Below are 14458 nucleotides of genomic sequence, written 5' to 3' on the forward strand. Positions count from 1 at the left end.
AACCTCTCAGGTTTCGATGACAGATGGGGAGGATCGACCTCGCCACGTCCTGTCCTGGGAGACGACCGACCGATGAGCAGTACAGAACTCCGCCGTACCGCGCTCGATGCCACGCATCGCGCGCTGGGCGCGACGATGACCGACTTCGCCGGCTGGGACATGCCCCTGCGGTACGGCTCCGAGCGCGACGAGCACCTCGCCGTGCGCTCCCGGGCCGGACTCTTCGACCTCTCGCACATGGGTGAGATCACGGTCACCGGTCCGCAGGCCGCCGAACTGCTGAACTTCGCGCTGGTCGGCAACATCGGCAGCGTGAAGCCGGGCCGCGCCCGCTACACCATGATCTGCCGCGAGGACGGCGGCATCCTGGACGACCTGATCGTCTACCGCCTGGGCGAGACCGAGGCCGATCCTTCTCACTACATGGTCGTCGCCAACGCCTCCAACGCCCAGGTGGTGCTGGACGCGCTGACCGAGCGGGCCGCCGGCTTCGACGCCGAGGTGCGCGACGACCGCGACGCCTACGCGCTGCTCGCCGTGCAGGGCCCGGAGTCCCCGGGCATCCTCGCGTCGCTCACCGACGCCGACCTGGACGGCCTGAAGTACTACGCGGGTCTGCCCGGCACCGTGGCCGGCGTCCCGGCGCTCATCGCGCGCACCGGCTACACCGGCGAGGACGGCTTCGAGCTGTTCGTGAAGCCGGAGCACGCCGTGGAGCTGTGGCAGGCGCTGACCAAGGCGGGCGAAGGCGCCGGGCTGGTCCCGTGCGGCCTGTCGTGCCGGGACACGCTCCGCCTGGAGGCGGGCATGCCGCTGTACGGGCACGAGCTGACGACCGCGCTGACGCCCTTCGACGCCGGGCTCGGCCGGGTGGTGAAGTTCGAGAAGGAGGGCGACTTCGTCGGCCGCGCCGCGCTGACCGAGGCCGCTTCCCGGGCCGAGCAGAACCCGCCCCGCGTCCTGGTCGGCCTGGTCGCCGAGGGCCGCCGGGTCCCGCGCGCCGGGTACCAGGTCGTCGCCGGCGGCGAGGCCGTCGGCGAGGTCACCTCCGGCGCGCCGTCCCCGACGCTGGGCAAGCCGATCGCCATGGCGTACGTCGACCCCGCGCACGCGGCACCCGGCACCGCGGGTGTCGGCGTGGACATCCGGGGCAGCCACGAGCCGTACGAGGTCGTGGCGCTGCCGTTCTACAAGCGCCAGAAGTAGACACTGGGCGGACGGCGGGGCCCTCGTCGCCCCGTCTCGCGTCCGCGCTGCTCAGCAGCGGTTCGGCAGTCCCCTCATCAGCAGCCCCCTTCACCAGCACTCCCTCGCGTACAGGAGAATTCAGGCCATGAGCAACCCCCAGCAGCTGCGCTACAGCAAGGAGCACGAGTGGCTGTCGGGCGCCGAGGACGGCGCCTCGACGGTCGGCATCACGGAGCACGCGGCCAACGCGCTCGGTGACGTCGTCTTCGTCCAGCTCCCCGAGGTCGGCGACTCGGTGACCGCGGGCGAGACCTGCGGCGAACTGGAGTCGACCAAGTCGGTCTCCGACCTGTACTCCCCCGTCTCCGGCGAGATCACCGAGGTCAACGAGGACGTCGTCAACGACCCGTCGCTGGTGAACTCCGCGCCCTTCGAGGGCGGCTGGCTGTTCAAGGTGCGCGTCACGGACGAGCCGGCCGACCTGCTCTCCGCCGACGAGTACACCGCCTTCACCGCCGGCTGAGGAGTCACCACCGCATGTCGCTTCTGAACACACCCCTGCACGAGCTCGACCCCGACGTCGCCGCCGCCGTCGACGCCGAGCTGGACCGCCAGCAGTCCACCCTGGAAATGATCGCCTCCGAGAACTTCGCGCCCGTCGCGGTCATGGAGGCCCAGGGCTCGGTCCTCACCAACAAGTACGCCGAGGGCTACCCCGGCCGCCGCTACTACGGCGGCTGCGAGCACGTCGACGTGGTCGAGCAGATCGCCATCGACCGGGTCAAGGCACTGTTCGGCGCCGAGCACGCCAACGTGCAGCCGCACTCGGGCGCCCAGGCCAACGCGGCCGCGATGTTCGCGCTGCTCAAGCCCGGCGACACGATCATGGGTCTGAACCTCGCCCACGGCGGGCACCTGACCCACGGCATGAAGATCAACTTCTCCGGCAAGCTCTACAACGTCGTCCCGTACCACGTCGGCGACGACGGCCAGGTCGACATGGCCGAGGTGGAGCGCCTCGCCAAGGAGACCCGGCCGAAGCTGATCGTGGCCGGCTGGTCCGCCTACCCGCGTCAGCTGGACTTCGCCGCGTTCCGCGAGGTCGCGGACGAGGTCGGCGCGTACCTGATGGTCGACATGGCGCACTTCGCCGGTCTGGTCGCGGCGGGCCTGCACCCGAACCCGGTGCCGCACGCGCACGTGGTGACGACCACCACGCACAAGACGCTGGGCGGCCCGCGCGGCGGTGTGATCCTCTCCACGGCCGAGCTGGCCAAGAAGATCAACTCCGCCGTCTTCCCCGGTCAGCAGGGTGGTCCGCTGGAGCACGTGGTGGCCGCCAAGGCCGTCGCCTTCAAGGTCGCCGCGAGCGAGGACTTCAAGGAGCGCCAGGGCCGTACGCTGGAGGGTGCCCGCATCCTGGCCGAGCGCCTGGTGCGGGACGACGCGAAGGCGGCGGGCGTGTCCGTCCTGACCGGCGGCACGGACGTCCACCTGGTCCTGGTCGACCTGCGCGACTCCGAGCTGGACGGGCAGCAGGCCGAGGACCGTCTCCACGAGGTCGGCATCACGGTCAACCGCAACGCCGTCCCGAACGACCCGCGTCCGCCGATGGTGACCTCCGGTCTGCGCATCGGTACGCCGGCCCTGGCGACCCGCGGCTTCACGGCCGAGGACTTCGCCGAGGTCGCGGACGTGATCGCCGAGGCGCTGAAGCCGTCCTACGACGCCGAAGCCCTCAAGGCCCGGGTGAAGACCCTGGCCGACAAGCACCCGCTGTACCCGGGTCTGAACAAGTAGACACCGCGTGTTCGGGGGCGCCGTGCCCGCCACGAGCGAGCCCGGCGCCCCGCCCCGAAGCACCACCTCTGCACCACCCCCGTTCTGAGGAGTCCCCGTGGCCATCTCGGTCTTCGACCTGTTCTCGATCGGCATCGGCCCGTCGAGCTCCCACACGGTCGGCCCGATGCGCGCGGCCCGCATGTTCGCCCGCCGCCTGCGCAACGAGGAGCTGCTCGGCTCCGTCGCCACGGTCCGCGCCGAGCTGTACGGCTCGCTCGGCGCCACCGGCCACGGCCACGGCACGCCCAAGGCGGTGCTGCTCGGCCTGGAGGGCGACTCGCCCCGCACGGTGGACGTGGAGACGGCCGACGAGCGCGTCGAGACGATCAAGGCCTCGGGCCGCATCCGCCTCCTCGGCGAACACGAGATCGCCTTCGCCTACGACGACGACATGGTCCTGCACCGCCGCAAGGCCCTCCCCTACCACGCCAACGGCATGACCCTGTGGGCCCACGACGCGGCCGGCACGGAAGTGCTCTCCAAGACGTACTACTCGGTCGGCGGCGGTTTCGTCGTCGACGAGGACGCGGTGGGCGCGGACCGCATCGTGCTCGACGACACGGTGCTGAAGTACCCCTTCCGCACCGGCGACGAGCTGCTGCGCCTGTCCCGGGAGACGGGCCTGTCCATCTCGGCCCTGATGCTGGAGAACGAGCGGTCCTGGCGCGACGAGGACGAGATCCGCGAGGGCCTGCTGGAGATCTGGCGCGTGATGCGGGCGTGCGTCGACCGCGGCATGTCCCGCGAGGGCATCCTGCCGGGCGGCCTGAAGGTCCGCCGCCGCGCCGCCAACACCGCGCGCAAGCTGCGCTCGGAGGGCGACCCGCTGGCCCTGTCCATGGAGTGGATCACCCTCTACGCCATGGCCGTGAACGAGGAGAACGCGGCCGGCGGCCGGGTCGTCACGGCCCCGACGAACGGGGCGGCGGGCATCATCCCGGCGGTCCTGCACTACTACGTGAACTTCGTGCCCGGCGCCGACGAGGAGGGCGTCGTCCGCTTCCTGCTGGCCGCGGGCGCCATCGGCATGCTCTTCAAGGAGAACGCCTCCATCTCCGGCGCCGAGGTCGGCTGCCAGGGCGAGGTCGGCTCCGCCTGCTCCATGGCGGCCGGCGCGCTCGCCGAGGTGCTGGGCGGCTCCCCGGAGCAGGTGGAGAACGCCGCCGAGATCGGCATGGAGCACAATCTCGGCCTGACCTGCGACCCGGTCGGCGGCCTGGTCCAGATCCCGTGCATCGAGCGCAACGGCATGGCCGCGGTCAAGGCGGTCACGGCGGCGCGGATGGCGATGCGGGGCGACGGGTCCCACAAGGTGTCCCTCGACAAGGTCATCAAGACCATGAAGGACACCGGCGCGGACATGTCGGTCAAGTACAAGGAGACGGCGCGGGGCGGGCTGGCGGTCAACATCATCGAGTGCTGAGGGCGAGGGCTGGGGGCGGGGCGGGCCCGTCTCACATCGTGACATGTGGCGACTGAAAACTGAGACGCCTGAGATCGTGACGGTGCCAGCACATTTCGCACGTGAAAGACCGAGAGATGCCCGCACCAGCCACCGGATCAGCCCCGGCACCCGTCAATCCGCGGTCCCGCGTCCTCATCGCCAGCCTCATCGGCACGACGATCGAGTTCTACGACTTCTACATCTACGCGACCGCCGCCGTCCTGGTCTTCCCCTCGCTCTTCTTCCCGAACAGCGACCCGACCACGGCCCTGCTGTCGTCCTTCGCGGTCTTCGGCGCCGCGATGGTGGCCCGGCCGATCGGGGCCGTGTTCTTCGGACACCTCGGTGACCGGCTCGGCCGCAAGAAGACGCTGGTGGTCTCGCTCCTCACCATGGGCATCGCCACGTTCCTGATCGGCGTACTCCCGACGTACGCACAGGCCGGCTGGGCCGCCACCGCGCTGCTCGTGCTGATGCGGCTCGCGCAGGGCTTCGCGCTCGGCGGCGAGTGGAGCGGCGCCGCCCTGGTCGCGACCGAGAACGCGCCCCGCGGCAAGCGCGCCCTGTACGGGACCTTCCCGCAGCTGGGCGCACCGCTCGGTTTCATCATCGGCAACGGCCTGTTCCTGATCATCGGGGCGCTGCTGCCGTCCGCGGCAGGTGCCGACCCCACGCAGCCCTCCGAGGCCTTCACGAGCTGGGGCTGGCGCATCCCGTTCCTGTTCTCCGCCGTGATGGTCGCGATCGGCCTGTGGGTGCGCTCGCGGCTCGTGGAGTCGGCGGTGTTCGCCAGAACGCAGCAGGCCGGGAAGGTGCGGAAGCTGCCGCTGGTCACCGTGGTCCAGGGCCACTGGAAGCAGCTGATCCTGGGCACCTTCATCATGCTGGCGACATACGTGCTCTTCTACCTGATGACCACGTTCTCGCTGAGCTACGGGCGCACCGCCAAGGACGCCGCCGTGCCCGGTCTGGGGTACAGCTACACGACGTTCGTGCTGATGATGATCTTCGGCGTGCTCTTCTTCGCCGTGTTCACCCTGGTCTCCGGCCCGCTCGCCGACAAGTACGGGCGCCGCACCACCCTGGTCTGGGTCACTGCCGCGATCGTGGTCTTCGGCCTGGTGTGGGTGCCGCTGATCGGCCTGGGCACGCTCGGTGTGGTGCTGTGGCTGGTGCTCGGCTTCACGCTGATGGGCATGACGTTCGGCCCGATGGGCGCGCTGCTGCCGGAGCTGTTCCCGACGAGCGTGCGCTATACCGGGTCCGGTATCTCGTACAACGTCAGTTCGATCCTCGGAGCGGCCGTCGCCCCGTTCATCGCGGTGGCGCTGTGGGAGACCGGTGACGGCTCGCCGTGGCTGGTCGGGGTCTACCTCTCCGCGATGGCGGTGCTGACGCTGACCGCCCTCCTCCTCGGCAAGGAGACCAAGGACGTCTCCCTGGACGAGGGCGAGGACGGGGAGGGGGTCGGGGACGCGGCCGCCTCCGCCGACGACGGCACCCGCGCCACGGTCACCTCCTCCGCCCCCTGACGGCCCCCTGACCTCCCTGTTCCGACCGGCGTACGACGGCTGATCGACGGGCATAACCACTACCTGCGTCCCCGGGGCTCGTCAGCCCCACCGGTCTGCGAGGGAGTGGTCATGCTGCGCGGCATCGACGTCAGCGCCTACCAGTCCTCCACCTACGGCACGGACGGCCTCTCCTTCGTCTTCGTGAAAGCGACGGAGGGCCGTTCGTACGTCAACCCCAAGCTCGCCGCCCAGACGAAACGGGCCCGCGACGCCGGACTCGTCGTCGGCTTCTACCACTTCCTGTGGCCGGGCAACCTCACCGCCCAGGCCGAGTACTTCGTCGCCAAGGCCCCCGACCGGGCCGGTGACATCCTCGCCGTCGACTGGGAGACGACGGGCGAGGGCACCCATGCGAGCAACGCGGAGAAGGACGGCTTCATCCGGAAGGTGAAGGCGCTGCGGCCGGACAACCGGGTGATCCTCTATGCCAACAGGCACTACTGGCTGAACGTGGACACCACCTCGTACGCGGGCGACGGCCTGTGGATCGCCGACTACGTGTCGGCGGGCAAGCCCCGCATCCAGGCCGACTGGCGCTTCCACCAGTACACCGACGACCCGGTCGACACCAACGTGGCGGATTTCGCGAGCAAGGCGGCACTGAAGAAGTGGGCCGACGGCGCCTAGCCAGGGCCCGTCCGACGGATCCTGCCTAGCCCCGGAATTCCGCCGGCCGCTCCGGCGTGGCCTCCGCCAGTGCCTTGGTGACGTCCTCGACGCCCCCGCGCAGGCCGTAGACCGGGGTGTCGGGCTGCTGGCGCCAGGAGTCGTCGATGCCGCCGGCGTCCACGGTGTCGAAGCCGAGTTCGTCGATCAGGGACCTGACCTTCGCCTTGGCCGCCTCGTCGTCGCCGGCGACCGGGAGGGCCAGGCGGTCCGGGGCGCCGGCCGGGAGCGGGCGCTCCAGGATGTCCTGGGCGTAGGTGCCGTTGAAGGCCTTGACCACCGGGTGGCCGAGGTGTTTCTCGACCCAGCGGCTCTCGGTGAGGCCCTCGTCCTCGATGGCCGCGATCCGTCCGTCGCGCTGCCGCGGGTAGTAGTTGTTCGTGTCGATGACCGCCACGCCGTCGGCGGCGCCGTCGAGGACACCGGACGGCAGGTCCGGGACCGCCTTCAGCGGGACGGTGACGACCACGATCTCGGCGCCGCGCGCCGCTTCCTCGACCGGCACCGGGGTGGCACCGGTCTCCTCGGCCAGTTCGGTGAGCGTGTGCGGGCCGCGGGAGTTCGCGACCGAGACGTCGTGCCCGAGGGCGGTCAGCCGCCGGGTGAGGTTGCCGCCGATGTTGCCCGCGCCGATGATGCCGATCTTCATGATGCTGACTCGCCTGGCCCTTCGGAGGTCGTGTCGTGCGGAGCCGGCGGCTCGCGCCGGTGATCAGCTCCAACCACCGCCCGGGGCGGGCTATTCCGCGAAGAGGCGCCCCCGGGTGACCGGACGGGCGCCCCTCACGGCGTCGTCACTTGTTCAGGTGCGCCCAGAACTCGTCGAACGACAGCAGCTTGTCCCCGTCGAGGTCGCGACCGGCGATGATCGCCTCGGCCACCGACTCGGTGACGTTCCAGTCGCCGCCCTGGGCCAGGGCGGTCTTGAACTCGGCGGCGGTGATGAAGCCGTCCCCGTCCGTGTCGATCCGCTGGAACTGCTTGCGTGCTTCCTCGATGTCCGCCACCGATCCGCCCCTCATCTCGTGCATGGGTCATTCCGACCTTCTGACGCAGGTCAGATTAACCGCCCGTTCGGGCACCCAGTGCGGCGACCACCCACCCGAACTGCTCCTCGTAGGCGGACGGGGGCTCCACGCCGTTCACGATCGCGGAGAGCTCCCGATAGCGGACGAGGCGGGCGTTCGTCACCGCTGTGAGGCGCTCCCGTACGACGGCCGGCTCGGCGTCGCCGATCAGCGCGCGCAGGATGTCGGCGCCCCGCGGCGAGTCCGGCGCGACACCCTCCCGCAGCGCGTCGTCGGCGAGCCGCACCAGGCGGCTCACGAACCACAGGGAGGAGCCGGCCGGGACGTCCGGTCCCCGGTCGGCGGCGTTGAACTCGATCATCCGGCGCATCGTCGCCCGGAACTCCGGGTCCTGGATCAGCTCGGCCAGCTCCACCCAGGCGTCCACCTGCTCGGGGGTGGGATCGTCCGGCAGATCGGCCGCGGCGTAGCGCAGGCGGGTGCGGATGTCGGGGTCGGCGGCGTCGACGCCCGCGAAGACCTCATCCATGAAGTGCTCGATGACGCGCCGTCGTTCGGCGGCGGACAGGCGTGCCAGTTTGTTCATCAGGGTCGTCTCCTCCGCGGTCGAGCCGCGTCGTGCCACGGTCGACAGCACCGCACGGGTCACCCTGAGCGCCCGGATCCGCGCGTCCAGCGCGCTCACGTGCGCCGCCGCGACCTGCGCGACCGTCGTCTCGCCGGCCAGGACGCGGCGTACGGCGTCCAGGCCGAGGCCGAGTTCGCGCAGGGTGCGGATCAGCTCCAGGCGGGCGGCGGAGGCGGCGTCGTAGAGCCGGTAGCCGCCCGCGGAGCGGGCCACCGGGGGCAGGGCGCCCTGGTCGGACCAGTAGCGGATGGTGCGCGCCGGGAGTCCGGTGGTCCGCGCCAGTTCGCCGATGGTCATGAGTCCGGTGCCGTCGTCGATCATGTGTGTGAGTCTGGGCCTTCCAGTGGGTGGAGACTCAAGGAGCGCGGTGTGGCGGAGAGCCTGCGGGACATTCTGGAGGCGGCGGCGCGGGGCGTCTTCCCGGCGCCGGACGGTGCTACGACCGTCGTGCCGCAGCACGGTCGCCGGGACGCGGGGGTGATCGCGTTCACGGCGCACTCGGTCGTCTTCACGGACGAGGACCCGCGGTGGGTGCGCGAGACGCTGGACGGGCTCGGCTGCGACCCCCTCGCCGCCACGATGAACGCACGGTTCCTGACCGCCTTCATGGAGCGCACGGGACGGACGACCGACACGATCGACGTGCTGCTGACCGGTGCTCCGCTCCCGGGCCGGCCGGAGGTCGCGCTGGCGGAGGTCGCCGACCCCGCCCATCCCCGGGTGGTCTCGGCCCGTCGGCGGCGCGACGACGTGCGGGTGTGGGCGGCGGACGGCGGCGTGCTCGTGCTGGGCCGCGGGGTCGCCGGGCGGCTGGAGGCCGCGGTGGAGGTGGCGGAGGGGGTACGGCACCGGGGGCTGGGGCGGCGCCTGATGACGGCGGCGCGGCAGCTGGCGGGGGACGAGCCGGTGTGGGCGCAGGTGTCGGCGGGGAACGCCCGCAGTCTGCGGGCGTTCCAGGCGGCGGGCTACCGGCCGGTGGGGTCGGAGGCGCTGTTCCTCCGGCCCTGAGTCACGGCCTGCCCTGAACCGGGGCCGTCAGTGCCAGGGCTTGTAGTGCGGGTTGCTCTCGCACTCGCTCATGATCTCGGTCTTGGTCTGCCGGTCGACCGGGCAGACGCCGATGACGTACTGCCGCTGGATGCCGCCGGGGAAGGCGACCTCGACCTGGTCGGCCCACCTGTGGGTGTCGCCGATGGTCTTGTTGACGTCGATGCCTCCGGGGGCGTCGATGTAGTAGTTGTACCCGGACTTGTACCAGGTCTTGTAGAGGTCGTGGTCGTAGGTCGTCGAGACGTACGGAGAGGGCTGGTTGACCAGGACGTACTTCTCGATGTCGTACTGGCCGTTCCTGACGTCCTTGGCGTGGAAGCCCTCCTCGAAGACGACCTGGGGGCCCCGGCTGTCGCTGCGGTAGAGGGTGCCGCACGTGGTGCGCCAGACCGGCTCGGGCGTGATGCGGTCGACGTCGACGGCAGGGTCGGCGGCGGCCTTGACCTTGTCGTCGAACTGGGGACAGGCGGGAGCGGCCTTGACGGGAGCCGTCGTCGGGGCCGCCGCTCCGGGGGCGGTGGCGGCCGAGGTGGCGAGGACGGCGGAGAGGGACAGGACGGCGGCAGCGGTCCGTCGCCGCAGACGAGTGGTGATCATGCGGGTACGATCCCGGCTCCGCGGCGCCGGACCGCGGATCTTCACCCGCAGGTGGCGTGTCCGCCGAACGAGGTTGCTTCCCGCGGCAGATGGCGTCTCAGCGGTCCACGACCCGCATCTCGAACCAGGTGGTCTTGCCGCGCGGCAGCAGATCGACGCCCCACCGGTCGGACAACTTGTCGACGAGGAAGAGGCCGCGCCCGCTGATGTCCGTCTCCTGCACCGGCATCAGACACGGCAGCCCCCGGGAGGGGTCGCGGACCTCGACGCGGATCCAGCCCGGGCGGCGGCGCATGTGGAGACCGAAGATACGGGCCCCGGTGTGGCGTACGGCGTTGCCCACCAGCTCGGAGACGAGCAGGACGGTGTCCTCCGTGACCTTGGGGCCGAGCTTCCACTGGCGCAGGGCCACGACCTGGGCCAGCCGGCGGGCGGTGGCGGCGGACTCGGGGCGGGACGGTAACGGAACTTCGCCCTCCGTCGGGTTTCCGAACAACTCCAGTGCCTTGAGCGCGTGTTCGTCCTCGACCGCCGGCGACCAGCGCGCCGCGGTCGCCCGTCCGGCTCCCCGCGGCTGTTCCGTACCCTCCAGCCCCGCCATGCCCCCATCATGGCCGCCCCCGGGAGGCTCCGTGGCCGTTCCCGGGGAATACGCCCCTGCGGAGCCCGGGCTCGACAGCGGTCGATCGGCATATGCCGCGGGCAGTTCGGAGCCGGAAACAGCCCCACTGACCTGCGCGGACGACTCGGCCGGAGACAAGCGGCGGACTCCCTCGACAAGACGCGCTTAATGGTGCGTTAAGGCTGCCATAAACCGCCCCAACGAGGGACCCCTAATCAGACACCGCGTCAACTGCGCGCGCTCCCGAGCGCCTTCAGAGGAACTTCGCCTTCCCCGGGCCCTCCTCCACGAAGCTGCGCATCCCGCGTTCGCGGTCCTCGGTGGCGAACAGACCGGCGAACCAGTTCCGTTCGACGGCGAGGCCGGTCTCGATGTCCGTCTCCAGGCCCGTGTCGATCGCCTCCTTCGCCGCGCGCAGCGCGATGGCGGGCCCCTTCGCGAGCCGCGCCGCCCAGGCGTGCGCCTGCTCGTACACCTCGGCGGCCGGCACCACGCGGTCCACGAGGCCGATCGCGAGCGCCTCGTCGGCCTTCACCTGACGGCCGGTGAAGATGAGGTCCTTGGCCTTGGAGGGGCCGACCAGCCGGGAAAGCCGCTGGGTGCCGCCCGCGCCGGGGATCAGGCCGAGCAGGATCTCGGGCTGGCCGAGCTTGGCGTTCTCCCCGGCGATGCGGAGATCGGCGCAGAGCGCGAGTTCGCAGCCGCCGCCGAGGGCGTATCCCGTCACCGCCGCGACCACGGGCTTGGGGATGCGGGCCACCGCCGTGAAGGAGTCCTGCAGGGCACGGGCCCGCGCGATCATCGCCGCGTGGTCCATCACCTGCATCTCCTTGATGTCCGCGCCCGCCGCGAACACCTTCTCGCCGCCGTAGATCACCACGGCGCGCACGTCGTCGCGTCGGGTGGCCTCCTCGGCGAGTTCCTTGAGCCGGTCCTGGGTGGCGATGTCCAGCGCGTTCATGGGCGGGCGGTCCAGGCGCAGCGTGCCGACGCCGTCCGCGACTTCCAGTTCTACGGTCATGCCCAGCAGGTTAACGGGGACTAACGGGAACGGCCCCGGTGCCTTACCTCACATCGAGGGCACCAGGGCCGTTCACCGCACTGTCGGCCGAAGACTCAGGCCTTCCACTTCTCCCAGGACATGTTCCAGCCGTTGAGGCCGTTGTCCGGGGCGATGGTCGCGTCGTCGGAGTTCTTCACCACGACCACGTCGCCGATGAGCGAGTTCTCGAAGAACCAGGCGGCCGGCGCCTTCTCGTCCCAGCCGCCGCGCACGTCGCGCAGGCCTATGCAGCCGTGGCTGGAGTTGCGGTTGCCGAAGGCGTCGCCGCCCCAGTAGTTGCCGTGGATGAAGGTGCCGGACGTGGACAGGCGCATGGCGTGCGGAACGTCCTTGATGTCGTACTCGCCGCCGTAGCCGACCGTCTCGCCGTTCATCCGGGTCACGGGGAGCCGCTCGGTGATGACCATCTGGCCGTTCCAGGTCTCGTAGCCGGGAGCGCCGGTGGTGATGGGGATGGTCTTGACGGTCTTGCCGTCCCGCACGACCTTCATCGTGAGCTTCTTGGCGTCGACGACGGAGACCTGGCTGCGGCCGACGGTGAAGGAGACGGTCTTGGCCTGCTCGCCGTAGACCCCGTCGCGGCCCTCGACGCCGTCGAGGTTGAGGTCGACGGTGACCTTGGTGCCGGCCTTCCAGTACTTCTCCGGGCGGAAGTCGAGGCGGTCGTTGCCGAACCAGTGGCCCGCGACCTCGACGGCCGGCTCGGTCTTGACGCGGATGGCCTTCTCGACGTCCTCGGGGTTGGTGATGCCCCGGGTGAAGCGAATCGAGAACGGCATACCGACACCGACCTTCGAGCCGTCCTCCGGCGTGAAGGTGCCGATGAAGGTGTTCTTCGGCGTCAGGGTGGTGAAGCGGGAGTCCTCGGCGGCCGTGCGGCCCTCGGAGTCCTTGGCGACCGCGTGCACGGTGTACGTGGTGGCGGCGGCCAGGTGGGTGGACGGCGTCCAGGTGGCGCCGTCCCCGGATATCTTCCCGTCGACCTTCGCGCCCTCGGCGTCCTTGACCAGGACCTCCGTGAGCTTGCCCTTCGTGGCGGCGACCTTGAGGGCGCCGCTGGTGTCGACGGCCTCGGCCCCGTTCTTCGGGGCGATGCTCACGACGGCCTCGGACTGCTTGCTCTGCGCCGCGGTGGAGTCCTTGGCGTTCTTGCCGCCGTCGTCCCCGGCACCCGAGCCCGCGCCTCCCCCGCCGCACGCGGTCAGCGTCAGCAGCACACCCAGTGCCAGCGCCGGCAGCGTCCTGCCGCGTCCCTTGCCGCCCCGCCCCCGGCTGCCCACCGGCGACGCCCCCGATATCGGACGCATGTTCAACTTGTCTCCCCTCGCCGGACCTGGTCAGGCCCGCGCCCCGGTGCGCCCGCGCGCACCGGCGCATCGTAACCGCAGGCCAGGGGCGCTGGGGACAGAGGAATTGTCACCGTTCCGTACCGAGTTGGCGGCCGGCTGTCGCAGCCGCGCCGGCGTCACTTCACCGCACTGCCCGCTTTCCACTTCTTCCAGTTCATGTTCCAGCCACCGAGCCCGTTGTCGGGGGCGACCTTCTTGTCCTTGCTGTTGACCACCTCGACGACGTCGCCGATCAGGCTGCGGTCGAAGAACCAGCCCGCCGGGGTGTCGGAACCGCCGCCCTTGACGTCGCGCAGCCCGACGCAGCCGTGGCTGACGTTGGCCCGGCCGAAGGTGTCCTCCGGCGCCCAGTAGTTGCCGTGCAGGAAGGTGCCGGAGCTGGTCAGACGGATGGCGTGCGGGACGTCGGGGATGTCGTACTCGCCGCCGAAGCCGACCGTGCGGCTGTTCATGCGGGTGACGTCGAGCATCTCGGTGATCACCATCTTGCCGTTGTAGGTGGGAGTCGTCGGCGCCCCCGCCGTGATCGGCACCGTGGTCAGCAGCGCGCCGTCCCGGCGCACCCGCATGGTCCGTTCGGCCGCGTCGACGAGGGAGACCTGGCTGCGGCCGACGGTGAAGGAGATCGTCTTGTGCTGGAGTCCGTACACCCCGGGCGCGCCTTCGACGTCCCGCAGGTGCAGGTCGACGGTGACCTCGGTGCCGGGCTTCCAGTAGTCCTCGGGGCGGAAGTCGAGGCGGTCCCTGCCGAACCAGTGGGGGCGGATCTCGGTGGCGGGCTTCGCGGTCACCGACACGGCGCGTTCCACGGCCGCGCGGTCGGTGATCTCCCGGTTGAACTCCAGCGAGACGATCATGCCGGTGCCGACGACCGAGCGGTTCTCTGGAGCGACGTACCCGATGAAGCGCTCCTCGGGGACGTAGGTGGTGAAGGTGGTGTGCCGGGCCGAGCGGCGCCCCTGGCCGTCCAGGGCGACGGCGTCCACGGTGTATTTCGCGGCCAGCGCCAGCCGTTCGTCGTCGGGTTCCCAGCGCAGGCCGTCGTCGGAGATCCGGCCGGGTACCGGGGTCTCCCGCGCGTCCTGCGACTTGACGACCTTCACCGATTCCAGCCGCCCGCCGGGCACCCGCACCGACAGCTTCTTCTCCTCCGGCCGGACGGCCTTGCTGCCGTCGTCCGGGGTGATGCGGATGACGTCCTCGGCTGCGGGGGGTTTGCCGAACACCCCGCCGATGCCGCCACCCACGCCACCGCCGTCCGAGGTGCATCCGGCGGCCCCGGCCAGCAGTCCTGCCCATGTCAGTACGGCGGCCAGAGCGGTCGCCGCGCGCCGTGCGCGCCCATGTACGTGCCTCACATCCACCCGTAACGACCGGTCCGCGCTGGGGAAACGTGAGTGCGAGCCA

14 protein-coding genes and 1 pseudogene are annotated in these 14458 nt (G+C 70.8%); 7 read left to right on the forward strand and 8 right to left on the reverse strand.

Annotated features, from left to right (window positions below):
• Window positions 1-72 precede the first annotated feature (72 nt).
• The 6 genes from gcvT (at window position 73) to ACIQ6R_RS31035 (ending at window position 6675) form a co-directional block, all read left to right on the forward strand.
• Window positions 73-1206 (forward strand): glycine cleavage system aminomethyltransferase GcvT, encoded by a 1134-nt coding sequence (gene gcvT / locus ACIQ6R_RS31010; RefSeq protein ID WP_404224891.1) that lies wholly within the window; start codon window positions 73-75, stop codon window positions 1204-1206.
• 127 nt (window positions 1207-1333) lie between these two features.
• A complete protein-coding gene (gene gcvH / locus ACIQ6R_RS31015; RefSeq protein WP_121749291.1) occupies window positions 1334-1711 on the forward strand; it encodes a glycine cleavage system protein GcvH in 378 nt (125 codons plus the stop codon).
• A 14-nt stretch (window positions 1712-1725) separates the two neighbouring features.
• Window positions 1726-2988 carry a serine hydroxymethyltransferase gene (gene glyA / locus ACIQ6R_RS31020; protein ID WP_404183412.1) on the forward strand — a complete coding sequence of 421 codons (1263 nt, stop codon included), beginning with the start codon at window positions 1726-1728 and terminating at the stop codon, window positions 2986-2988.
• Between the two features lie 97 nt (window positions 2989-3085).
• A complete protein-coding gene (locus ACIQ6R_RS31025; protein WP_404224893.1) occupies window positions 3086-4453 on the forward strand; it encodes an L-serine ammonia-lyase in 1368 nt (455 codons plus the stop codon).
• 116 nt (window positions 4454-4569) lie between these two features.
• On the forward strand, window positions 4570-6006 hold the full coding sequence (locus tag ACIQ6R_RS31030; RefSeq protein WP_404224895.1) for an MFS transporter: 1437 nt from the start codon (window positions 4570-4572) through the stop codon (window positions 6004-6006).
• A 111-nt stretch (window positions 6007-6117) separates the two neighbouring features.
• Window positions 6118-6675 (forward strand): GH25 family lysozyme, encoded by a 558-nt coding sequence (locus ACIQ6R_RS31035; RefSeq protein WP_404224897.1) that lies wholly within the window; start codon window positions 6118-6120, stop codon window positions 6673-6675.
• Window positions 6676-6700: 25 nt separating this feature from the next.
• Here ACIQ6R_RS31035 and ACIQ6R_RS31040 read toward each other — a convergent pair.
• From ACIQ6R_RS31040 to ACIQ6R_RS31050, 3 genes and pseudogenes are all read right to left on the reverse strand, one after another.
• Window positions 6701-7384, reverse strand: a pseudogene (locus ACIQ6R_RS31040) (NADPH-dependent F420 reductase); the annotation flags it as partial.
• Between the two features lie 124 nt (window positions 7385-7508).
• Window positions 7509-7721, reverse strand: coding sequence for an EF-hand domain-containing protein (locus ACIQ6R_RS31045; protein ID WP_404183490.1), 213 nt, complete (start codon window positions 7719-7721; stop codon window positions 7509-7511).
• A 55-nt stretch (window positions 7722-7776) separates the two neighbouring features.
• Window positions 7777-8691, reverse strand: coding sequence for a MerR family transcriptional regulator (locus ACIQ6R_RS31050; RefSeq protein ID WP_404224899.1), 915 nt, complete (start codon window positions 8689-8691; stop codon window positions 7777-7779).
• Window positions 8692-8739: 48 nt separating this feature from the next.
• Here ACIQ6R_RS31050 and ACIQ6R_RS31055 point away from each other — a divergent pair, with 48 nt between their 5' ends.
• On the forward strand, window positions 8740-9378 hold the full coding sequence (locus ACIQ6R_RS31055; protein ID WP_404224901.1) for a GNAT family N-acetyltransferase: 639 nt from the start codon (window positions 8740-8742) through the stop codon (window positions 9376-9378).
• Window positions 9379-9405: 27 nt separating this feature from the next.
• On the opposite strand, the gene ACIQ6R_RS31060 is transcribed toward ACIQ6R_RS31055, so the two are convergent.
• The 5 genes from ACIQ6R_RS31060 to ACIQ6R_RS31080 form a co-directional block, all read right to left on the reverse strand.
• On the reverse strand, window positions 9406-10017 hold the full coding sequence (locus ACIQ6R_RS31060) for an ADP-ribosyltransferase (protein ID WP_404224903.1): 612 nt from the start codon (window positions 10015-10017) through the stop codon (window positions 9406-9408).
• A gap of 97 nt (window positions 10018-10114) precedes the next feature.
• Window positions 10115-10618 (reverse strand): ATP-binding protein, encoded by a 504-nt coding sequence (locus ACIQ6R_RS31065; RefSeq protein WP_404183434.1) that lies wholly within the window; start codon window positions 10616-10618, stop codon window positions 10115-10117.
• Between the two features lie 274 nt (window positions 10619-10892).
• Window positions 10893-11660: an enoyl-CoA hydratase/isomerase family protein gene (locus tag ACIQ6R_RS31070; RefSeq protein WP_404183437.1), complete on the reverse strand. Its 768-nt coding sequence runs from the start codon at window positions 11658-11660 to the stop codon at window positions 10893-10895.
• A gap of 95 nt (window positions 11661-11755) precedes the next feature.
• Window positions 11756-13009 (reverse strand): Ig-like domain-containing protein, encoded by a 1254-nt coding sequence (locus ACIQ6R_RS31075; RefSeq protein WP_404183440.1) that lies wholly within the window; start codon window positions 13007-13009, stop codon window positions 11756-11758.
• 158 nt (window positions 13010-13167) lie between these two features.
• On the reverse strand, window positions 13168-14409 hold the full coding sequence (locus ACIQ6R_RS31080; RefSeq protein WP_404224905.1) for an Ig-like domain-containing protein: 1242 nt from the start codon (window positions 14407-14409) through the stop codon (window positions 13168-13170).
• Window positions 14410-14458: the final 49 nt, after the last annotated feature.

Origin of the sequence: Streptomyces sp. NPDC096048, from assembly GCF_044763415.1 — a bacterium.
GTDB lineage: Bacteria > Actinomycetota > Actinomycetes > Streptomycetales > Streptomycetaceae > Streptomyces.

Coding starts and splice junctions, on each gene's coding strand:
- gcvT (WP_404224891.1), top strand. CDS start 73: ATGAGCAGTACAGAACTCCGCCGTACCGCGCTCGATGCCACGCATCGC.
- gcvH (WP_121749291.1), top strand. CDS start 1,334: ATGAGCAACCCCCAGCAGCTGCGCTACAGCAAGGAGCACGAGTGGCTG.
- glyA (WP_404183412.1), top strand. CDS start 1,726: ATGTCGCTTCTGAACACACCCCTGCACGAGCTCGACCCCGACGTCGCC.
- ACIQ6R_RS31030 (WP_404224895.1), top strand. CDS start 4,570: ATGCCCGCACCAGCCACCGGATCAGCCCCGGCACCCGTCAATCCGCGG.
- ACIQ6R_RS31035 (WP_404224897.1), top strand. CDS start 6,118: ATGCTGCGCGGCATCGACGTCAGCGCCTACCAGTCCTCCACCTACGGC.
- ACIQ6R_RS31050 (WP_404224899.1), bottom strand. CDS start 8,691: ATGATCGACGACGGCACCGGACTCATGACCATCGGCGAACTGGCGCGG.
- ACIQ6R_RS31060 (WP_404224903.1), bottom strand. CDS start 10,017: ATGATCACCACTCGTCTGCGGCGACGGACCGCTGCCGCCGTCCTGTCC.
- ACIQ6R_RS31065 (WP_404183434.1), bottom strand. CDS start 10,618: ATGGCGGGGCTGGAGGGTACGGAACAGCCGCGGGGAGCCGGACGGGCG.
- ACIQ6R_RS31070 (WP_404183437.1), bottom strand. CDS start 11,660: ATGACCGTAGAACTGGAAGTCGCGGACGGCGTCGGCACGCTGCGCCTG.
- ACIQ6R_RS31075 (WP_404183440.1), bottom strand. CDS start 13,009: ATGCGTCCGATATCGGGGGCGTCGCCGGTGGGCAGCCGGGGGCGGGGC.